This window comes from Rhizobacter sp. OV335 (assembly GCF_900142965.1).
In the GTDB taxonomy this organism is placed as follows: Bacteria; Pseudomonadota; Gammaproteobacteria; order Burkholderiales; family Burkholderiaceae_C; genus Rhizobacter.
In genome coordinates this window covers 105,988-126,519 of the sequence record NZ_FRCQ01000003.1, presented here as the reverse complement: position 1 = coordinate 126,519, position 20,532 = coordinate 105,988, and the positions used below count along the sequence as shown (strand labels likewise).

General features: G+C 69.0%; 20 protein-coding genes. 12 read left to right on the top strand and 8 right to left on the bottom strand.

The genetic code is table 11. The features are described from left to right. Positions 1 to 7 precede the first annotated feature (7 nt). The 12 genes from BUE42_RS04225 (at position 8) to BUE42_RS04170 (ending at position 9,564) form a co-directional block, all read left to right on the top strand. The gene (locus BUE42_RS04225) at positions 8 to 868 is read left to right on the top strand and encodes an energy transducer TonB (protein ID WP_083613891.1); all 861 of its coding nucleotides are present in this window, start codon (positions 8 to 10) and stop codon (positions 866 to 868) included. Positions 869 to 884: 16 nt separating this feature from the next. Continuing rightward, positions 885 to 1,727, top strand: coding sequence for a shikimate dehydrogenase (gene aroE / locus BUE42_RS04220; RefSeq protein WP_073463017.1), 843 nt, complete (start codon positions 885 to 887; stop codon positions 1,725 to 1,727). Next, positions 1,724 to 2,497 carry a transglycosylase domain-containing protein gene (locus BUE42_RS04215; RefSeq protein WP_073463015.1) on the top strand — a complete coding sequence of 258 codons (774 nt, stop codon included), beginning with the start codon at positions 1,724 to 1,726 and terminating at the stop codon, positions 2,495 to 2,497. The genes aroE and BUE42_RS04215 overlap by 4 nt, the downstream gene beginning before the upstream one ends. Before the next feature lie 25 nt (positions 2,498 to 2,522). Further along, positions 2,523 to 3,131, top strand: coding sequence for a hypothetical protein (locus BUE42_RS04210; protein ID WP_073463013.1), 609 nt, complete (start codon positions 2,523 to 2,525; stop codon positions 3,129 to 3,131). Next, a complete protein-coding gene (locus tag BUE42_RS04205; protein WP_073463011.1) occupies positions 3,128 to 3,649 on the top strand; it encodes a TlpA family protein disulfide reductase in 522 nt (173 codons plus the stop codon). Before BUE42_RS04210 ends, BUE42_RS04205 begins: the two co-directional genes overlap by 4 nt. Positions 3,650 to 3,772: 123 nt before the next feature. Then, positions 3,773 to 4,231, top strand: coding sequence for a type II 3-dehydroquinate dehydratase (gene aroQ, locus BUE42_RS04200; protein WP_073463397.1), 459 nt, complete (start codon positions 3,773 to 3,775; stop codon positions 4,229 to 4,231). 89 nt (positions 4,232 to 4,320) lie between these two features. Beyond that, a complete protein-coding gene (gene accB / locus BUE42_RS04195; RefSeq protein ID WP_073463009.1) occupies positions 4,321 to 4,779 on the top strand; it encodes an acetyl-CoA carboxylase biotin carboxyl carrier protein in 459 nt (152 codons plus the stop codon). Between the two features lie 10 nt (positions 4,780 to 4,789). Further along, the gene (accC, locus tag BUE42_RS04190; protein WP_073463007.1) at positions 4,790 to 6,139 is read left to right on the top strand and encodes an acetyl-CoA carboxylase biotin carboxylase subunit; all 1,350 of its coding nucleotides are present in this window, start codon (positions 4,790 to 4,792) and stop codon (positions 6,137 to 6,139) included. Between the two features lie 13 nt (positions 6,140 to 6,152). Next, entirely contained in the window at positions 6,153 to 7,061 is a 909-nt protein-coding gene (gene prmA, locus BUE42_RS04185) for a 50S ribosomal protein L11 methyltransferase (RefSeq protein WP_073463005.1), read from the top strand. Positions 7,062 to 7,068: 7 nt separating this feature from the next. After that, positions 7,069 to 8,118, top strand: coding sequence for a zinc-ribbon and DUF3426 domain-containing protein (locus BUE42_RS33620; protein ID WP_073463003.1), 1,050 nt, complete (start codon positions 7,069 to 7,071; stop codon positions 8,116 to 8,118). A 53-nt stretch (positions 8,119 to 8,171) separates the two neighbouring features. After that, positions 8,172 to 9,077 (top strand): carbohydrate kinase family protein, encoded by a 906-nt coding sequence (locus BUE42_RS04175; RefSeq protein ID WP_073463001.1) that lies wholly within the window; start codon positions 8,172 to 8,174, stop codon positions 9,075 to 9,077. 169 nt (positions 9,078 to 9,246) lie between these two features. Continuing rightward, complete coding sequence (locus BUE42_RS04170) at positions 9,247 to 9,564, top strand: prefoldin domain-containing protein (RefSeq protein WP_143171288.1); 318 nt, start codon at positions 9,247 to 9,249, stop codon at positions 9,562 to 9,564. 53 nt (positions 9,565 to 9,617) lie between these two features. On the opposite strand, the gene BUE42_RS04165 is transcribed toward BUE42_RS04170, so the two are convergent. The 8 genes from BUE42_RS04165 to BUE42_RS04130 all read right to left on the bottom strand — a co-directional run bounded on the left by BUE42_RS04165 (position 9,618) and on the right by BUE42_RS04130 (position 20,440). Next, complete coding sequence (locus tag BUE42_RS04165) at positions 9,618 to 10,148, bottom strand: histone H1-like DNA-binding protein (protein WP_056806204.1); 531 nt, start codon at positions 10,146 to 10,148, stop codon at positions 9,618 to 9,620. A 226-nt stretch (positions 10,149 to 10,374) separates the two neighbouring features. After that, positions 10,375 to 11,577: a ribonucleotide-diphosphate reductase subunit beta gene (locus BUE42_RS04160; protein ID WP_073462997.1), complete on the bottom strand. Its 1,203-nt coding sequence runs from the start codon at positions 11,575 to 11,577 to the stop codon at positions 10,375 to 10,377. A gap of 154 nt (positions 11,578 to 11,731) precedes the next feature. Next, complete coding sequence (locus BUE42_RS04155; protein WP_073462995.1) at positions 11,732 to 14,683, bottom strand: ribonucleoside-diphosphate reductase subunit alpha; 2,952 nt, start codon at positions 14,681 to 14,683, stop codon at positions 11,732 to 11,734. Between the two features lie 549 nt (positions 14,684 to 15,232). After that, positions 15,233 to 15,844 carry a 1,6-anhydro-N-acetylmuramyl-L-alanine amidase AmpD gene (gene ampD, locus BUE42_RS04150; protein ID WP_073462993.1) on the bottom strand — a complete coding sequence of 204 codons (612 nt, stop codon included), beginning with the start codon at positions 15,842 to 15,844 and terminating at the stop codon, positions 15,233 to 15,235. Beyond that, positions 15,819 to 17,438: a sigma-54-dependent transcriptional regulator gene (locus tag BUE42_RS04145; protein WP_073462991.1), complete on the bottom strand. Its 1,620-nt coding sequence runs from the start codon at positions 17,436 to 17,438 to the stop codon at positions 15,819 to 15,821. The genes ampD and BUE42_RS04145 overlap by 26 nt, the downstream gene beginning before the upstream one ends. After that, positions 17,435 to 19,348 carry a sensor histidine kinase gene (locus tag BUE42_RS04140; RefSeq protein ID WP_073462989.1) on the bottom strand — a complete coding sequence of 638 codons (1,914 nt, stop codon included), beginning with the start codon at positions 19,346 to 19,348 and terminating at the stop codon, positions 17,435 to 17,437. The genes BUE42_RS04145 and BUE42_RS04140 overlap by 4 nt, the downstream gene beginning before the upstream one ends. Further along, positions 19,345 to 19,623: a PP0621 family protein gene (locus tag BUE42_RS04135; protein ID WP_073462987.1), complete on the bottom strand. Its 279-nt coding sequence runs from the start codon at positions 19,621 to 19,623 to the stop codon at positions 19,345 to 19,347. Before BUE42_RS04135 ends, BUE42_RS04140 begins: the two co-directional genes overlap by 4 nt. Before the next feature lie 7 nt (positions 19,624 to 19,630). Then, the gene (locus BUE42_RS04130) at positions 19,631 to 20,440 is read right to left on the bottom strand and encodes a cytochrome C assembly family protein (RefSeq protein ID WP_073462985.1); all 810 of its coding nucleotides are present in this window, start codon (positions 20,438 to 20,440) and stop codon (positions 19,631 to 19,633) included. Positions 20,441 to 20,532 lie beyond the last annotated feature (92 nt).

Sequence of the window (20,532 nt, the reverse complement as noted above, 5' to 3'; positions counted from 1 at the left end):
GAGATCGATGCTGAAGAAGTTCTCCACCCTGCAGATCGCGCTCACGGTGTCGATCGGCGTGCACGCCCTGTTGCTGGTGGTGCGCTTCGTCGATCCGGAGAGTTTCAACCGCGTGTTCCAGGACACGCCGCTGGAGGTCATCCTCGTCAACGGCAGCTCGGCCGAGGCGCCGACCAAGGCGCAGGCGATCGCGCAGCGCAACCTGGCCGGCGGCGGCGAAGCCGAACGCGGCCGCGCGACCTCGCCGCTGCCGTCGTCGCCGATGATGGAGCTCGGCGACGCGGCCGACGAGGCCCACAAGCAGATCGAGCAGCTGCAGGAGACGCAGCAGCAGCTGCTCGCGCAGGTGCGCCGCGAGCTGGCCTACCTGCCGGCGCCTGACCCGAAGCGCGACCGCGGCGACCCCGCCGCGCGCGCGCAGGAAGAGCGCCGCCGCCAGCTGATGCAGCTGCTGGCCGAGATCGAGAAGCGCATCAACGAGGAGAACTCGCGGCCCAAGAAGCGCTACATCAGCCCGGCCACGCGCGAGGAGCTGTACGCGATCTACTACGACTCGCTGCGCCGCAAGATCGAGGACCGCGGCACCCGCAACTTCCCCGAATCGCAGGGCAAGAAGATCTACGGCGAGCTGATGATGGTGATCACGATCGATGCCGCCGGCCGCGTGATGGAGACCGAGATCGTGCGGCCGTCGAAATCGCCGCTGCTCGACAAGCGCGCCCAGGCCATCGTGCGGGCGGCCGCGCCGTTCGGCCAGTTCAGCACCGAGATGCGCAAGCGCGCCGACCAGCTGGTGATCACGTCGCGCTTCCGCTTCACGCGTGACGAGGGCCTCGAAACCACCTTGACCGCTCCCGAGCAGCGCTGATCTCGAAGAATCCTCCATGGACCGTTACGTCGTCGCCGGCAATCCGGTCGAGCACAGCCAGTCGCCGTTCATCCACGCCCGCTTCGCCGAGCAGACCGGCCAGGCGCTGCACTACGACCGGCTGCTGTGCCCGCTCGACGGCTTCGCCGGCACCGTGCGCCGCTTCGCCGACGAGGGCGGGCGCGGCTGCAACGTCACCGTGCCGTTCAAGTTCGATGCGTTCGCGCTGGCCGCGCGGCGCACCGACCGTGCGGCGCTGGCCGGGGCCGCCAACATCCTGCGCTTCGACGAACGCAACGACTGGCTGGCCGACAACGCCGACGGCTGCGGCCTGGTGCGCGACATCGAGCGCAATGCCGGCCGGGCGCTGGCCGGGCAGCGCGTGCTGGTGGTCGGCGCCGGTGGCGGCGCGGCCGGTGCGCTCGGCCCGCTGCTGGCGGCGCGCCCGGCGCAGCTGGTGCTGGCCAACCGCAGCATCGACAAGGCACAGGCGCTGGTGGCCCGCCATGCGGGGCCGGCGCGCCATGCCGGGGTCGAATTGCGCGCCACCGGCCTGGCCGACTGCGGCGAGGCCTTCGACGTCATCGTCAACGCGAGCGCGAGCAGCCTGCAGGGCGCCGGCATTCCGGTGTCGCCGCGCGTGCTGCGCGCCGGCTCGCTGGCGCTGGACATGATGTACGGCCCGGCCGCGCAGGGCTTCGTCGCCTGGGCCGCGCAACATGGCGCGGTCGGCCGCGACGGCCTGGGCATGCTGGTCGAGCAGGCCGGCGAGGCCTTCTTCGTCTGGCGCGGCGTGCGCCCCGACACCGCGCCGGTGCTGGCCGAGCTGCAGGCGCGGCTGTCCGCCGCCAGCCGATGAAGAACGCGGTCCGCCAGGTCGCGCGGCTGATCGCGCTGTCGGTGCTGTCGGTGCTCGCGCTGCAGCTGTACTTCCTGGCGCGCGTCGCGCTGATGCTGGTCGTCGACCCGCAGTCGACGACCTTCCAGCGCTCCGAGGCCTGGCGGCTGCTGACCGAGCAGCACCAGGTGCCGTGGAGCCAGGAGTGGCAGCCGTACGACCACATCGCCGACACGCTGAAGCGGGCGGTGATCGCGTCGGAAGACGCCGGCTTCACCGAGCACAGCGGTGTCGAATGGGAAGCGGTCGAGAAGGCCTGGGAGAAGAACCAGCGGGCCGAGGCGCGGGCCGACCGGATCAACGATCGCCTCGAGCAACGCCCGCCGAAGGCACACGCCACGCCGGCCCGCCGTGCCGAGCCCAAGATCATCGGCGGCTCGACGATCACGCAGCAGCTCGCGAAGAACCTGTTCCTCGGCAGCGAACGCAGCCTGCCGCGCAAGGCGCAGGAGTTCGTCATCACGTTCATGCTGGAGGGGCTGCTGTCGAAGCAGCGCATCCTCGAGATCTACCTGAACAACGTCGAGTGGGGCGAAGGCGTGTTCGGCGCGCAGGCCGCCGCGCGGCACTACTTCCGGGTCGACGCGGCAAGGCTCGCGCCGCTCCAGGCGGCACGCCTGGCGGTGATGCTGCCGGCGCCGAAGCGCTTCGAGAAGCGGCCGGGGTCGGCGTACGTGGTCGGGCGGGCGGGGACGGTCGTGTCTCGCATGGGGGCAGTCGAACTCCCGTAGCCCGGATGCCTCCTAGAATCCCGCGATGCCTTCCGACCTCGCCACCGAACTCGCCAGCGCCGCCGCGCGACTGATCGTCGAGGAGGGCATGGAATACGGCCCGGCCAAGCGCCGTGCCGCGCGCGACCTCGGCAAGCGCAGCACGCGCCAGGTCGACCTGCCCGACAACGACCAGGTCGAGGACGAGGTCCGGGCCTACCTCGCGCTGTTCTGCGCCGACACCCAGCCCGCCGAGCTGCGCGCGCTGCGCGAGGTGGCGCTGCTGTGGATGGAGCGGCTGCAGGAATTCCGCCCGCACCTGTACGGCGCCGTGTGGCGCGGCACCGCGACGCGGCTCAACAGCGTGCGGCTGGAGCTGTTCTGCGACGACTCGAAGGAAGCCGAGCTCGCGCTGATCGACCGCCGCGTGTCCTATGACGTCGGCAGCCTCGACGGCCCGCGCGGCGATCCGATCGACGTGCTGACCGTCAGCAGCCCGAGCGCCGCGCTCGGCGAGGAAGTGACCGTGCACCTGACCATCCTGGACCACGACGACCTGCGCGGTGCGTTGAAACCCGACAGCCGCGGCCGCAGCGAGCGCGGCGACCTGGCCGGGCTGCGTCGCTTGCTGGCCTCGGACGAGGCGTCGGCATGAACCGCCGGAAGGCACTGACGATCGGGGTGGGTGCCGTCGCGCTGGCCGCGGGCGCCGGCTTCGGCTGGTGGCGTGAGCGCCGCACGGCGCTGCCCGAAGCCGAACGCGCGCTGTGGGATCTCCAGTTCGACCGCCCCGAGGGCGGCTCGCTGCCGCTGGCCGGGCTGCGCGGCCAGCCGCTGCTGCTGAACTTCTGGGCCACCTGGTGCGCGCCTTGCGTGAAGGAGATGCCGCTGCTCGATGCCTTCCAGCGCACCCACCAGCCGGCCGGCTGGCGCGTGGTCGGCTTGGCCGTCGACAGCCCGACCCCGGTGCGCGAGTTCCTGAAGAACGTGCCGGTCACGTTCCCGATCGGCCTGGCCGGCCTGACCGGCGTCGACCTGGCCCGCTCGCTCGGCAACGAACGTGGCGGCCTGCCATTCAGTGCCGTCTTCGGCCGCGATGGGCGCATCATCGCGCGCAAACTGGGCAGCATCGGCGAGCAGGACCTGGCCGGCTGGGTCCGACAGCTCGCTTGACCGGCCGAGCGGGGCCCTTCGGCCGAGATTTTTCTATATTGCAGTCTTCGGCCCCTAAAGCGCGTAAAGTTCAGCCTTCGCAAAATTCCGGGCCGCCTGCTCCAGGTGCCCGATCCGCGCTTCATGCACATCCTGGTCCTGCACGGCCCGAACCTGAACCTGCTCGGCACACGCGAGCCGGAGGTCTATGGCGCGACGACTTTGGCGCAGATCGATACCGATCTCGCCGAGATCGCGTCCAAGGCCGGTTCGACGCTGGTCAGCTTCCAGAGCAACCATGAAGGCGCGCTGATCGACCGCGTGCAGGCCGCGCGGCTCGACGGCACGCAGTTCATCCTGATCAACCCGGGCGCGTTCACGCACACCAGCATCGCGCTGCGCGATGCGCTGGCCGGCGTCGCGATCCCGTTCATCGAGGTGCACCTGTCGAACGTGCACCGGCGCGAAGCCTTCCGCCACCATTCCTATTTCTCGGACCTGGCCGACGGCGTGATCGTCGGCCTGGGCGCGGACGGCTATGCCTGCGCCCTGCGCCACGTGCTGCAGCGTGACGTGAAGCGCCCTCCCCAGCGGACGGCCTGACCCCACGGCGCCGACGGCCCGACCCGGGCCGGTGGCGCCCGAGACCGGCAACAAGCCCGACAACAAAGACGACAGAAGTTGGAGAACCCATGGACCTGCGCAAACTGAAGACCCTGATCGATCTCGTCTCCGAGTCGAACATCTCCGAGCTGGAGATCACCGAGGCGGACGGCAAGGTGCGGATCGTCAAGGCCGACCCGAACCTCGTCGCGGCAGGCCCGGTGGCCTACGCGGCACCGGTGCTGGCCCCGGTGGCTGCCGCACCGGCGGCCGCCGCGGCAGCCGCCCCGGCCGAGGCCCCCGCCGCGCCGGCCGGCCACACCGTCAAGTCGCCGATGGTCGGCACCTTCTACGGCGCCGCCAGCCCGGGCGCCAAGCCCTTCGTCGAGGTCGGCAGCACCATCAAGGAAGGCGAGCCGATCTGCATCATCGAGGCGATGAAGATCATGAACGAGATCGAGGCCGACAAGTCCGGCACCGTCACGAAGATCCTGTGCGCCAACGGCCAGCCGGTCGAGTTCGGCCAGCCCTTGTTCATCATCGAATAAGGCGCTCCGCATGTTCAAGAAGATCCTGATCGCGAACCGCGGCGAGATCGCCCTGCGGATTCAGCGTGCGTGCCGCGAGATGGGCATCAAGTCGGTCGTCGTCTACTCCGAGGCTGACCGCGACGCCAAGTACGTCAAGCTGGCCGATGAAGCGGTGTGCATCGGCCCGGCGGCATCGGCGCTGAGCTACCTCAACATGCCGGCCATCATCTCGACCGCCGAGGTGACCGACGCCGAGGCCATCCACCCCGGCTACGGCTTCCTGTCGGAGAACGCCGATTTCGCCGAACGCGTCGAGCAGAGCGGGTTCGTCTTCATCGGCCCGACCCCCGATGCCATCCGCACGATGGGCGACAAGGTGTCGGCCAAGCAGTCGATGATCAAGGCCGGCGTGCCCTGCGTGCCCGGCTCCGAAGGCGCGCTGCCCGACGACCCGAAGGAGATCATCAAGATCGGCCGCGCGGTCGGCTACCCGGTCATCATCAAGGCGGCCGGCGGCGGCGGCGGGCGCGGCATGCGCGTCGTGCACACCGAGGCCGCGCTGATCCACGCGGTGCAGACGACGCGCGCCGAGGCCGGTGCGGCCTTCGGCAACCCGGCGGTCTACATGGAGAAGTTCCTCGAGAACCCGCGCCACATCGAGATCCAGGTGCTGGCCGACGAGCACAAGAATGCCGTCTGGCTGGGCGAGCGCGACTGCTCGATGCAGCGCCGCCACCAGAAGATCATCGAAGAGGCGCCGGCGCCGGGCATCCCGCGCCGCGTGATCGAGAAGATCGGCGACCGCTGCGCCGCCGCCTGCAAGCGCATCGGCTACCGCGGCGCCGGCACCTTCGAGTTCCTGTACGAGAACGGCGAGTTCTATTTCATCGAGATGAACACCCGCGTGCAGGTGGAGCACCCGGTGACGGAGCTGGTGACCGGCATCGACATCGTGCAGATGCAGATCCGCGTCGCGGCCGGCGAGAAGCTGCCGTTCCAGCAACGCCAGATCCAGATGCGCGGGCATGCGATCGAATGCCGCGTCAACGCCGAGGACCCGTACAAGTTCACGCCGTCGCCGGGCCGCATCACGACCTGGCACGCGCCGGGCGGACCGGGCGTGCGCGTCGACTCGCATGTGTATGCCAACTACTTCGTGCCGCCGAACTACGACTCGATGATCGGCAAGATCATCACGCACGGCGACACCCGCGACCAGGCGCTGGCCCGCATGCGCATCGCGCTGTCGGAGACGGTGGTCGAGGGCATCCTGACCAACATCCCGCTGCACCGCGAGCTGATGGTGGATGCGAAGTTCGTCGAGGGCGGCACCAGCATCCACTACCTCGAAGGCTGGATGAGCCAGCACAAGCGCTGAGGCCCTGACCCTGATGTACGAGCTGTTGCTGCTGGTGCCCGAGGACCTGGTCGAGCCGGTGTCCGATGCGCTGATGGACGAGCTGCAGGCGCTGTCCGTGTCGGTCGAGGACGCCGATGCCGACACCGACGCCGAGCACGCGCTGTTCGGCGAACCGGGCATGCCGGCGCCGCGCGGCGGCTGGCAACGCTCGGTCGTGAAGGCGCTGTTCGCCGAGGAAGACACCGCCACCGAGGCGGGCGCGCTGCTGCTCGCGCAGGACTGGGCGACCGGCGTTCAGCTGCAGGCGCTGCAGAAGGTCGAGGAGCAGGACTGGGTGCGGCTGACGCAATCGCAGTTCGCACCGGTGCCGGTCACCGACACCTTCTGGATCGTGCCGACCTGGCACGAGCCGCCGGCGCAGGCGCGCACCGTGATCCGGCTCGACCCCGGCCTCGCGTTCGGCACCGGCACGCACCCGACGACGCGCATGTGCCTGCGCTGGATCGCGACGCAGGCGCCGGCGCGCGCGGCCGGCTGGCAGCGCGTGCTCGACTACGGCTGCGGTTCCGGCATCCTCGCGATCGGCGCGGCGCTGCACGGTGGGCGCGGCATCGACGCGGTCGACATCGACCCGGCCGCCGTCGACTCCACCCGCGCCAATGCGAGCGCCAACGGCGTCACGCTGGACGCCGGCCTGCCCGACGCGGCCCACGGCGAGTACCCGCTGGTGCTGGCGAACATCCTCGCGTCGCCGCTGAAGCTGCTGGCCCCGCTGCTGTGCGGCCATGTGGCGGCCGGCGGCGACCTGGTGCTGGCCGGCATCCTCGAGCGCCAGGCCGACGAACTGAAGGCGGCTTATGCGCCCTGGTGCACGCTGGACGTCAGCGACCAGGAAGAAGGCTGGATCCTGATGACGGCGCGGAAGAAGGCCATGGCATGATTTCGCCATGAGCCTGGCCACTCGTTGCACTGCCTGCGGTACCGTCTTCCGGGTCGTCCAGGACCAGCTCAAGGTCTCCGAAGGCTGGGTCCGCTGCGGGCGCTGCGACGAGGTCTTCAATGCGCTCGAAGGCCTGTTCGACCTCGAACGCGATGCGCCGCCCGAATGGCGCCCCCCGACCCCGCCACCGAGCGCACCGATACCGGTCGCCGCCGCCCCGGCCACGCCATCGTTCCAGCCGCTGCCCGAGCCGCCGGACGATGACGACATCTTCCAGCTGAGCGAAGACGACCGCATCCACTCGCGCTTCTTCCACCCCGAACAGCAAGACGTCGCGCAGACGCCGGCCCAAGGCGTGGCGCAACGCGACCGCGTCGATTTCTCGGACGCGCAGTTCAACATGGACCTGCTGGAGAGCGAGGTGCACGGCGGTGCGCCGCCGCCGGCACCGCCGCGCAAGTCCAAGCCGACGGCCAAGCCGGCCGCGAAGTCGACCAAGCCATCGTCGAAGCCTGCCGCGCGGCCGTCGCCGCCCCGGCCGGCGGCCCCCGGCTTCGTGCGCGAGGCCCGCCAGCGCGAACGCTGGCGCAGCCCGTGGGTGCGTGGCCTGCTGTCGCTGCTGACACTCGCGCTGCTGGCGGGCCTGGCCGGGCAGGCGGCGCTGCATTTCCGCGACACCGTCGCCGCGCAGTGGCCCGAGACGAAGCCCTGGCTCGCGATGGCCTGCCAGCAATGGCATTGCGAGATCGGTGCGCCGCGCCGCATCGATGACCTCGTCGTCGAGAGCAGCGCGCTGGCGCCGGCCAATGGCGGCGCGGCCTACAAGCTGTCGGTGGTGCTGCGCAACCGCAGCGCGCTCGCGCTCGCGATGCCGTCGATCGACCTGAGCCTGAGCGACCCGAGCGGCCAGCTGGTCGCACGGCGCGCGCTCGCGCCGTCGGATTTCCATGTCGCGACGCCGGTCGTCGCGGCCGGTGCCGAGAGCAGCCTGCAGCTGCTGCTGGCCACCGACGGGCGCCGTGTCAGCGGCTACACCGTCGAGATCTTCTACCCCTGAGCCTGGGCACGCGCGCACCGCGTCTCCGGCGTCCCTTCTTTCCTGGAGCTTCCATGTCAGCCCTCATCTGCGGATCCCTCGCCTTCGACACCATCACGATGTTCCCCGGCCGCTTCGCGCAGCAGATCCTGCCGGAGCAGGTGCACATCCTGAACGTGTCCTTCCTGGTGCCGACGCTGCGCCGCGAGTTCGGCGGCTGCGCCGGCAACATCGCGTACACGCTGGCCAAGCTGGGCGGCGAACCGCTGGTGATGGCCACGGTCGGCGCCGACGACGAGGAGTACCGCGCGCGCATCGCGTCGTGGGGCGCGAGCACCGAGTTCGTTCGCAACGTGCCTGACAGCTACACCGCGCAGGCCATCATCATCACCGACACCGACAACAACCAGATCACCGCCTTCCACCCCGGCGCGATGCAGGCGGCGCACACGACCACGGTGCCGACCGACCGCGGCGTGCGCATCGCGATCGTCGCGCCCGATGGCCGCGACGCGATGCTGCAGCACGCGCAGCAGCTGGCCGATGCGCAGATCCCGTTCATCTTCGATCCGGGCCAGGGCCTGCCGATGTTCGACGGTGCCGAGCTGAGCCGCTTCGTCGCGCAGGCGAGCTGGGTCACCGTCAACGACTACGAGGCGCGGATGCTGTCGGAGCGCACCGGGCTGAGCATCGAGGCGATGTCGCGCTCGCACCTGAAGGGCGTCGTCGTGACACTGGGGGCCGAAGGCTGCGAGCTGTGGCAGCAAGGCGTGCGCACGCTGGTGCCCGGCGTGCCGGCGAGCGAGGTGCTCGACCCGACCGGCTGTGGCGATGCCTTCCGCGCCGCGTTGCTGTACGGCCTGGAGCGCGGCTGGACGCTCGAGCGCTGCGTCGAACTCGGCAACCGGATCGGCGCGTTGAAGATCGCCAGCCGCGGCGGCCAGAACCATGTGATCGATCGCACGCTGCTGGGGGTGTGAAGCGGAAGTTCCCGGAAGCGAGGGGGTGACCTATCGGGGTTTCCGGGATATCTTCACGCCCTGCGTCAGACAAATGTTGATACCTTCGTTGGGTTGATCGGCTCGTCGTTCAGAAAGAGCCGGCAAAGGGAACACGATGCAGGCTTTCCAGTCACTCATATTGGCCTTCATGACACTCGCGTTGTGCGCGGTGACGTGGGGCGCCTGCCATTGGTGGTACGGCCGCCGCCTGAAGATCCTGCAGCAGCGGGTCGACAAGATGGAGAAGGCGCGGCACGTCGCCGGGCTGCATGCGCAGCAGGCCCGCAAGCAGATCGAGCAGTTGCACAAGCAGATGGCCGTGCTGCAGCAAAAACGCAGCGACCTGCAGGCGGTGATGCAATCGCAGCTCGACGTCGACCTGCCGATGGCGAGCGGTCATTCGTCAGGCGGCGATGGCGCTCCCGCGTTGCCCCCGAACGGCTTCGCTGATACGCAGCCGATGTAACGGCCATAAAAAAACCCGGCCGAGGCCGGGTTTTGTCTGAATGCCTTCCGGCCTCAGGGCTTGTTGCCCGTCGGGAAAGGCCACGCAGCAGCGGGGCTGAGTGCGGTCTTGGCTGCAGGAGCAGCCGCAGGCTTCGCAGCAGCAGGCGCAGCAGGCGCCGCGGGTGCCGCCTTCTTCGCTGCAGGCTTCTTCGCAGCCTTCTTTGCAGCGGGCTTCGCAGCAGGCTTCGCGGCCTTCTTCGCAGGGGCAGCCTTCTTGGCAGGCGCCTTCTTCGCAGCGGCCTTCTTGGCAGGCGCCTTCTTGGCAGCAGCCTTCTTCGCCGGCGCCTTCTTGGCTGCGGCCTTCTTCGCCGGAGCCTTCTTCGCCGCGACCTTCTTCGCTGCAACCTTCTTCGCCGGAGCCTTCTTGGCTGCCGCCTTCTTCGCCGGCGCCTTCTTGGCGACGACCTTCTTGGCCGCGACCTTCTTGGCCGGAGCCTTCTTCGCTGCGGCCTTCTTCGCCGGGGCCTTCTTCGCCGCGACCTTCTTTGCCGGAGCCTTCTTCGCTGCCGCCTTCTTGGCCGGAGCCTTCTTTGCAGTTGCCATTACATTTCTCCTTGATCAAGTTGAAAGAGCACTGCCCTGCGCCGGCGGGATGCCGATGCGAGGCAGTTATTCACTGTCCGAAGTCGCCCAGGAGGGACGCCCCGGTACGGTGAATGGGGTTGCAAACCGTTGGCCACCGCTTGCTTGACGGTGATCTCTTGACGGCTTGCGAATCTTGATCTCGTCCATGACCTGTTGCTGATCGTTTGATGCAGTCAGCGAAGCGTCAGTCCCACGAGAGGGCGCCACCGGATTGGTACTCGATGACGCGCGTCTCGAAGAAATTGCGCTCCTTTTTCAGGTCGATCATTTCGCTCATCCACGGGAACGGGTTTTCCTCGTTCGGGAAGAGCTCTTCCAAACCAATCTGCGTTGCACGCCGGTTGGCGATGTAGCGCAGGTAACCCTTGAACATCGATGCATTGAGGCCCAGCACGCCACGCGGCATGGTGTCCTCGGCGTAGCGGTACTCGAGCTCGACGGCCGTCATGAACAAGGCCTTGATCTCGGCCTTGAACTCCGCCGTCCAGAGGTGCGGATTCTCGAGCTTGATCTGGTTGATCAGGTCGATGCCGAAGTTGCAGTGCATCGACTCGTCGCGCAGGATGTATTGGTACTGCTCTGCCGCGCCGGTCATCTTGTTCTGGCGGCCGAGCGCAAGGATCTGCGTGAAGCCGACGTAGAAGAACATGCCTTCCATCAGGCACGCGAACACGATCAGCGACTTCAGCAGCGTCTGGTCGTTCTCGGGTGTCCCGGTGTTGAAGTTCGGGTCCATGATCGCGTTGATGAACGGGATCAGGAACTCGTCCTTGTCGCGGATCGACTTCACCTCGTTGTAGGCGTTGAAGATCTCGCTCTCGTCGAGCCCGAGCGACTCGACGATGTACTGATAGGCGTGCGTGTGGATCGCTTCCTCGAAGGCCTGGCGCAGCAGGAACTGGCGGCATTCGGGCGCCGTGATGTGGCGGTAGGTGCCCAGCACGATGTTGTTGGCGGCCAGCGAATCGGCGGTGACGAAGAAGCCGAGGTTGCGCTTGATGATGCGGCGCTCGTCGTCGGTCAGGCCGTTCGGGTCCTTCCAGGTCGCGATGTCGCGCGACATGTTCACTTCCTGCGGCATCCAGTGGTTCGCGCAGGTCGCGAGGTACTTCTCCCACGCCCACTTGTACTTGAACGGCACCAGCTGGTTGACGTCGGTGCGGCCGTTGATGATGCGCTTGTCGGCGGCCTTCACGCGCTGCGCGGCAGCGGGAGTCGTCGTGCTGGAAATGCTGGAGGAGGTGTCGTTCAAGAGGGAGGCAGGTGCTGCGATCGCAGCATCGAAGTCCGGAGACGGAGCGACTGCACGCGCTTGAGAGGGCAGGCTCTGCGCGGGACTCGCTTTGTGAGAGATCGAGGGTTTAAGGTCTTCTTCCCAAACCAACATGGTGGACTTCCTTGACGCGTTGAATTATGAGAGTGTTGTGTTGAAACACCAAGCACTTATTGACATCGCGAGCACTTCGCTGTTGCTGTGTCGCATCGAAAAAACGCGCGTGCTTCGATGATCAATCTCGATAAGCACGCGCGAGTTCAACGCATCACTGGCAGGCCTCACACGTCGGGTCGTCGATCGCGCAGAACTTGATGTCGGTCGCAGGCTCTTGCGATGCCGAGATCACCGGCGCAACGGCCGCAGCCATCACGCTGTGGGCCTGCACCGCAGCGACCGGCGCCGCGCCCATCGACGACGATCCATCACCGCTCGACACCGAGTTCATCTGCCCCGCCTTCACCGTCGATTTCTCGGCGTGCGTGGCGCCGACGGTGCGCAGGTAGTAGGTCGTCTTCAGGCCGCGCGTCCACGCGAGCTTGTAGGTTTCGTCGAGCTTCTTGCCCGATGCGCCGGCCATGTAGATGTTCAGCGACTGCGCCTGGTCGATCCACTTCTGGCGGCGCGCGGCGGCCTCGACCAGCCACTGCGTCTCGACCTCGAAGGCCGTCGCGTACAGCGCCTTCAGGTCGGCCGGCACGCGGTCGATTCGGCGCAGCGAACCGTCGAAGTGCTTCAGGTCCATCACCATCACGTCGTCCCACAGGCCGAGCTTCTTCAGGTCGCGCACCAGGTACTCGTTGACGATCGTGAACTCGCCCGACAGGTTGGACTTCACCGACAGGTTGCCGAACGACGGCTCGATCGACGCGCTGACGCCGATGATGTTCGAGATGGTCGCGGTCGGCGCGATCGCCACGCAGTTGGAGTTGCGCATGCCGTGCTCGGCGATGCGCCCGCGCAGCGCCGGCCAGTCCAGCGTCGTGCTGCGGTCGACGTCGACATACCCGCCGCGCGCTTCGGCCAGCAGGTCGAGCGAGTCGATCGGAAGAATGCCCTTGTCCCACAGCGAGCCGCGGTAGCTGGAGTAGCGGCCGCGCTCGGCTGCCAACTCGGTCGAGGCCCAATAGGCGTAGTAGCAGACGGCTTCCATCGAACGGTCGGCGAAGGACACCGCGTCGTCGGAGGCGTACGGCGTGCGCAGTTCGTACAGCGCGTCCTGGAAGCCCATGATCCCCAGCCCGACCGGGCGGTGGCGCAGGTTGGAGTCACGCGCCTTCTTGACCGCGTAGTAGTTGATGTCGATCACGTTGTCGAGCATGCGCATCGCGGTCGAGACGGTCTTCTTCAGCTTCGCGTGGTCGATCTGCACCACGCCGTCGACCTGCTTCAGGTGGTGCACCAGGTTCACCGACCCCAGGTTGCAGACGGCGATCTCGGTCTCGCTGGTGTTCAGCGTGATCTCGGTGCACAGGTTGCTCGAGTGCACGACGCCGACGTGCTGCTGCGGCGAGCGAACGTTGCAGGCGTCCTTGAAGGTGATCCACGGGTGGCCGGTCTCGAACAGCATCGAGAGCATGCGGCGCCACAGGTCCTTGGCGGGGATCTTCTTGAACAGCTTGATCTCGCCGCGCGCAGCCTTGTCTTCGTAGCGCGTGTAGGCTTCCTCGAAGGCCTTGCCGAACTTGTCGTGCAGGTCGGGGCAGTTGGACGGCGAGAACAGCGTCCAGTCGGCGCCTTCCATCACGCGGCGCATGAACAGGTCCGGAATCCAGTTCGCGGTGTTCATGTCGTGGGTGCGGCGGCGGTCGTCGCCGGTGTTCTTGCGCAGCTCCAGGAACTCCTCGATGTCGAGGTGCCAGGTTTCCAGGTAGGCGCAGACGGCGCCCTTGCGCTTGCCGCCCTGGTTCACCGCGACCGCGGTGTCGTTGACCACCTTCAGGAACGGCACGACGCCCTGGCTCTTGCCGTTGGTGCCCTTGATGTGCGAGCCGAGCGCGCGCACGTTGGTCCAGTCGTTGCCCAGGCCGCCGGCGAACTTCGACAGCAGCGCGTTCTCCTTCAGCGCCTCGTAGATGCCTTCGAGGTCGTCGGCGACGGTCGTCAGGTAGCAGCTCGACAGCTGCGAGCGCTGCGTGCCGGCGTTGAACAGCGTCGGCGTGGAGCTCATGAAGTCGAAGCTGGACAGCACTTCGTAGAACTCGATCGCGCGCGCTTCGCGGTCGATCTCGTTCAGTGCCAGGCCCATCGCGACGCGCATGTAGAACGCCTGCGGCATCTCGATGCGCACTTCGTTGATGTGCAGGAAGTAGCGGTCGTACAGCGTCTGCAGGCCGAGGTAGTCGAACTGCAGGTCGCGCTCGGCCTTCAGCGCCGCGCCCAGGCGGGCCAGGTCGTACTGCAGCAGCTTCTCGTCCAGCCGCTCGGCTTGCACGCCCTTCTTGATGAAGCCGGGGAAGTAGTCGGCGTAGCGCGCCGGCATCTCGCCCTGCAGCACTTCTTCGCCGAGGATTTCCTTGCGGATCGTGTGCAGCAGCAGCCGCGCGGTGGCGCGCGTGTAGCCGGGGTCCTTCTCGATCAGCGTGCGCGCGGCCAGGATCGCGGCCTTGTGCACTTCGTCGATCGGCACGCCGTCATACAGGTTGCGGCGCGTCTCGGCCAGGATCGGGTCGGGCTTCACGTCGGCGCCCAGGTCGGCACAGGCCGATTCGATCAGCACCTGCAGGCGTGCGAAGTCGAGCGGCACGCGCTGGCCGCGGTCGATCACCGTCAGCACCGGCTCGGCGGCGGTGGCGGCCACCGGGCCCTGCTTCGAACGCTCTTGCGAACGGCGCTCGCGGTACAGCACGTAGGCACGCGCCACTTCGTGGTGGCCGCCGCGCATCAGGCCGAGCTCGACGTGGTCCTGCACGTCTTCGATGTGGAAGGTGCCGCCGCCCGGGCGCGAGCGCAGCAGCGCACGCACGACCGATTCGGTCAGGCCATCGACGGTCTCGCGCACGCTGGCCGAGGCCGCGCCCTGCGTGCCGTGCACGGCCAGGAAGGCCTTCATCAGCGCGACGGCGATCTTGTTGGGTTCGAAGGACACCACCGCGCCGTTGCGGCGGATGATCTGGTAGCCCTGGTAGGCCGACGCGGAAGCCGCGGGGCCGGTGCCGCTGCGCGGCGTGCTGGTGGACGTGGAGGCGGCGTTGGGAGTGACGTTGCTGACTGCTTGCATGGATACCCCTTCTTGTGGTCTGTCGACGCGGTATGGATTCAATGCCCGATGTTCACGCCGACCACCCCGCAGCCAATGACTGCGGCGCGCCCACGGCGCTGAGTCGCCGGTGACGCATGAGAGGAACGATGAAGAACGAAGGACGAGCGCGATGGTTGAGGCTGTGGAACGGCTTGCCAACATGCGCGACCCGGATGCCCGACGTGTTTTCCGTCGATGCCGCCCGCTGCGCAGGCCCCTGGATTCCAGATGGCGAGGACGGGCACGGGTCTGAAGCTGCTGAGACAAGAGGATACCACGAGGGACACTATATCTGGGGGTCCGGCAGGCTTCAAGCACTAGCTGTAGCGTCCCGACAAACAAGGGGGATGCTCCGGCGATGCCCCGCGACGCATCGTGAAAGTGCATCGCGCGGCCTCGGCACCCACCAACGCTGCACCTGCATCGGTGCATCCGCCAGCAGCCTTGCGCTCCGCCCGATTTGCGCCCGCGACGCCGATGGAAACTGGCTTGCCGCGATGCCCGAACCCGTGCATCGGCGCGCAGCGATCAACGCGGCGCGCGCAGGCCCTCGGGAAAATACCGACCGTGCCAACGCAGCCCGTCGGTGACACGCGGCCAGTCGAAGCCCGGGCCCGGATCGATCTTGCGGCCGGGCGCGACATGCTCGTGCCCGGCCACGCCCTGCAGCGGATAGCGCCGCGCGATCGCGCGCAGCAGCGGCAGCAGCCGCGCGTACTGCGCGTCCTCGAAGCGCTCGCCCTCCAGCCCTTCGAGCTCGACGCCGACCGAGAAATCGTTGCAGCCCTCGCGACCGCGCCAGGCCGAGCGGCCGGCATGCCATGCGCGCTCGTTGCACGAGACGAACTGCAGCAGCTCGCCGTCGCGCCGCACGACGAAGTGCGACGAGACCTGCAGCCCGCGGATCTGCTGGAAATAGGGATGCGCGTCCCAGTCGAGCCGGTTCGCGAACAGGCGCTCGATGTCATCGCCGCCGTACTCGCCGGGCGGCAGGCTGATCGAATGGATGACGGCCAGCTCGACCGCGCAGCCGGCCGGCCGCGGCCCGAAGTTCGGGCAGGCACAGCGGCGGGCGCCGCTGCACCAGCCGTCGGCCTCGATCAGCAGCGGCGGCTCAGGTCGGTTCGCTGCGTTCGACATCGACCGGGTCGTCGGTGCCGCCGACGTTGACGCCCAGGCGGGCCATCCGGTAGCGCATCTGGCGCAGCGAGAGCCCGAGGCTCGCGCCGGCCGCGGTGCGGTTGTAGCGGTAGCGCTCGAGCGCACGTTCGAGCACGTCGCGCTCGATGTCGTCGAGGTAGGCCGCGAGGTCGCTCGGCAGCGGCGCCTGCACCGGCACGACCGGCGCGCGTGCCGCCTCGGCGGCGGCCGGCGCACTGCCGGCCGACGGCTTGGCCGACACCACCGGCGTGGCATCGAACTCCGACGACTCGCTGTCGCTGAACACCAGCTCGGAGACGCCCAGGTCGGCAACGTCGATCACGTCGCCCACCGTCAGCGCGACCGCGCGGTGCAGCAGGTTCTCGAGCTCGCGCACGTTGCCGGGGAAGCTGTAGCGGCTGAGCTGCACCATCGCGTCGCGCGTCAGGCGCGGCGCGGGCGACACGCCGGCATCGCGCGCGATGCGGTCGAGCACGCGGTCGCAGATCAATGGCAGGTCCTCGAGGCGCTCGCGCAGCGGCGGCACGCGGATCTGGATCACGTTGAGGCGGTAATACAAGTCCTGGCGGAACTTGCCGGCCTGCACTTCGGCGCCCAGATCTTTGTGGGTCGCGCTGAGCAGCCGCACGTTGACCGGCTGCTCGACGACCGCGCCGACAGGTCGCACCGAGCGCTCCTGGATCGCGCGCAGCAGCTTGCTCTGCATCGCGAGCGGCAGGTCGCCGATCTCGTCGAGGAACAGCGTGCCGCCGTTGGCGGCCTGGAAGAAGCCCTCGCGGTCTTCGGCCGCGCCGGTGAACGCGCCCTTGCGGTAGCCGAAGAACTCGGCCTCGAGCAACTGCTCGGGAATGGCACTGCAGTTGACCGGCACGAAGGGTTGCCCGGTGCGCGGGCTGATCTCGTGGATCGCACGCGCCACCAGTTCCTTGCCGGTGCCGGACTCGCCGTTCACCAGCACCGGGGCCATGCTGCGCGCCACCTTGTCGATCAGCTGGCGCACCTGCTGCATGGCCTGCGACTGGCCGGCCATGCGGGTGAGCGCCTGGCTGACCGGGCCGGCGTAGGCCGGCGGCGCGGCCGGTGCCAGTGCGGCCGGCCGGGCCGCAGCGACGGACGCGCCGGGGGTGCCGGCAGAGGCCGCCGGCGCGCCGTTCTCGGACGGCAGGCTGGACGGCACCATCGTCGGCACCGTGGCCGCGCTGCGCCCGAGCGCCGACGCGACGACCGCGCGGAACTGCTTCAGGTCGACCGGCTTGGTCAGGTAATCGTAGGCGCCGGCCTTCAGCGCCTCGACCGCGTTCTCGGCCGAGCCGTAGGCGGTGATGACGATTGCCTTCTCGCGCCGGTTGCCTTCTTCGAGCCGGCGCAGCAGGTCGAGGCCGGTGCCGTCGGGCAGCCGCATGTCGGTGATGACGGCGCTGTACGTGCGGTCCTTCAGGTGCAGCAGGGCGTCGTCGACGGTGCCTGCCGTCTCGACGTCATAGCCCTCGCGCAACAGCGTCAGCTCGTACAACGTGCGCAGGTCCGGTTCGTCGTCGACGACCAGCAGGCTGAAGTGGGAAGGCGAACTCATGATGTGAGGTGCAGTCGGTTCTCGGGCGCTTCGATGCCCGCCAGCGGTTTGCGCCGCATCGCGACAAAGAATTCGTTGCGGTTCGGCTCGCTGGCGGCGCGCAGCCGGTAATCGATGCGCGCGCCGTAGCGTTCGCACAGTTCCCGGCAAATATACAAGCCCAGGCCGGTGCCGCGGCTGCGTGTGGAGAAGAAAGGCTCGAACAGGTAGCGTTCGACCTCCGGCGGGATCGGCTCGCCGTTGCTGGTGACGCTCAGCACCACGTGCACCTCGTCGCGCGCCGACAGCGTCAGCCGCACGCCGCCGGGCGTCTGCTGCGCGTGGCGCTTGGCGTTGTCGAGCAGGTTGACCATCACGCGGCGCAGGTGCTCCGGGTCGAAGACGACGCCGAGCGCTTCCTCGGGCAGCCGCACCCGCAGCAGGCTGTCGCCGCCGATCGGCATGCCCGCGGTGCGCGCCCATTCGCTGCAGACGGCGGCGACCAGCGCGGTCGCATCGATCGGGCCACCGTCCTGCACCTCGCCCGGCGCGACCTCCATCACGTCGTCGACGATGCGCTTCAGGCGGCTGACGTTCTCGGTGACCATCTGCGTCAGCTGGCGCTGGCCCGGCGTGGTGACGTCTTCAGAAAGCAAGGCGTTGGCCTGCGAGATCGCGGCCAGCGGGTTGCGGATCTCGTGCGCGATGCCGGCCGACACGCGGCCCATCGCGGCGAGCTTCTCCTGGCGGGTGCGCGCCTGCATGCTGCGCACGTCCTCGATGAACAGCACGCACAGTTCCTCGCTCGGGTCGGGCGCCTGGCGCCGCGTGAAGCGCACCCGCACCCGCAGCGTGCGCGGCGGCGCGGAGTCGAAATCGAGCAGCACGTCGCGCCCGCCCTCGGGCCAGGTCGATTCGGCGAACGCGCGCTCGACCGACTTGACGAGCGCGGTCCACGCCTCGACGCCCTGCAGCTGGAACGGCGCCTCGCGCGACACGCCGCTCGGCGCCAGCAGCGCGCGCGCGGCCGGGTTGGCGGTGCGCACGCGGCCGCGCCGGTCGACCACCAGCACGCCCTCCTGCATCTCCTCGATCACCAGCCGGTTCAGCTGCGCCTGCTGGCGGGCCAGCTCCAGGCTGCCGCGCGCGGTGAGTTCCTCGCGCGCCAGCCGCCCGGCCAGCTCGCCGGCCAGCAGCGTGATGACGAAGAAGCCGCTGCCGGCCAGCCCGGCCTGCGTCATCAGCGCGGTGACGTCGACCCCGCCGGCCAGCACCGACAACCACGCGACCCCCAGCAGCGCGAGCGTGACCACCGACGCGGTCGCGAGCGCCATCAGGCGCGGCGTCAGCACGCCGGCCATCAGCACCGGCAGCACCAGCAGCGCGACGTAGTTCAGGCCGGAGGCCGGCGACATCCAGTGCAGCGCACCGAAGCAGACGATGTCGACGCCGATCGTCGAGATCCATTGCGGGCTGCGCAGCCGCGCGAGCTGGCGCGGCGCGGCCGTGCGGCGGTAGCGCGGCAGCACCCACATCGACAGCGCGAGCGCCGCATACGCGACGCTGACGGCGACCACCGGCCACGCCGGCCTCACGCCGAAGATCGCCGCGACCACCAGCGTCGCGACCAGCGCGACGCCGAGCGCGGCGCGCGCGCTGATGAAGGCGCCGTAGATGCGCTGGAAGGCCGTCTGGCCGGAGCCGATCAGGCGCCGCGCCTGGCGCGTGAGGAAGTTGCTGTCGGCCTGCGCCGCCTGCGCGGCCTGCCAGTTGCCGTCGTAGCGCGACTCCTCCTCGGCCCAGCCCTCGCGGGACTGGCTGTCCTCGCCGAGCGCACCGAACCAGGATTCCTGGCTGGGGCGGGTGGTTGCGCGCACGGTCGAGCGGCGGTCGGTGCGGCGGCGCTCGGGCTTGGGCGGCGCGCTGCTCATCGCGGCGCCTGTGCGCGCTCGAACTCGGCGCGGTGGGCTTCGCCGCAGAACACGCCGCCGCGGCCCGGCAACGCGTCGGCCTTCGGCAGGTGCAGCCCGCAGTGCGCGCAGGCCACGATGGTGTCGGGCGGGGCAGCGGGGTTGTCGGAGTTCGCGGTGTTGGCAGGCGGCGTCGGTGGCGTCGTCGGGCCCGGCACCGAGCGGCCGGGGCGCCCGCCGCGCACCAGCCAGACGATCAGGAACACCACCACCAACAGAACGATGAACTTTCCCATGCGGACCTCAGGTGGCCGTGCGGTGCAGCACGACCTCGAACACGAAGCGCGATCCGACGTAGGCCAACAGCAGCAGCAGCGCGCCGGCATACAGCCAGCGGATCGCATGCCGGCCGCGCCAGCCGAGCACCTGGCGGCCGATCAGCAGCCCGGCGAACACGATCCAGCCGAGCACCGACAGCGTCGCCTTGTGGTCCCAGCGCCACGGATTGGTGAACCACCAGCCGAGCAGCAGCGTGGCCGACAGCAGCGCGAAACCGGCGGTGACGAACTGGAAGGTCAGGCGCTCGAGCTGCAGCAGCGGCATGCCGCTGCGGGAGGCGGCGCGCAGGTTGGAGCGCATGCGGCGCTCGGCGGTGTCGAGCATCACCGCGTGCAGCACAGCAGCGCCGAACAGCCCGTACGACGCGATGCCCAGCGCCCAGTGCAGCGGCGCCCAGGCGGACACCGCCTGCGGGCGGAACTCGCCCGGGAAGATGGCTGCCAGCACGACCGCGGCGGCGCCCAGCAGGCCGAGCCATCGGCGCACACCGGGCAGCGGCACCCAGCGGCTCTCGACCGCATAGACCGCGATCACCAGCCACAGCGTGGCGGACAGCGCCGGCGCGAAGCCGAAGCGCGCGCCGGAGATCGGGCTGCCGATACCGGCCATGTCGACCACGATGGCCAGTGCATGCGCGATCCAGCCGGCGATCAGCGCGCGGCGCGGCGCGGCGCTGTCCCGGGCGTCAGCGGCTGCGGGCTCGGTGCGGCGCTCGCCCAGCAGTACCGCCGCGGCGTAGGCCAGCAGGGCGGCGGCACTGGGCACCCACAGCATCCATGTCGACGGCGTGCTCAATGCGTTGCAACCCTGGGCGATAAACTCATGGTCCACAGTGTACTTTCGCGGGCCGCGTCCTTCGCGCCCGC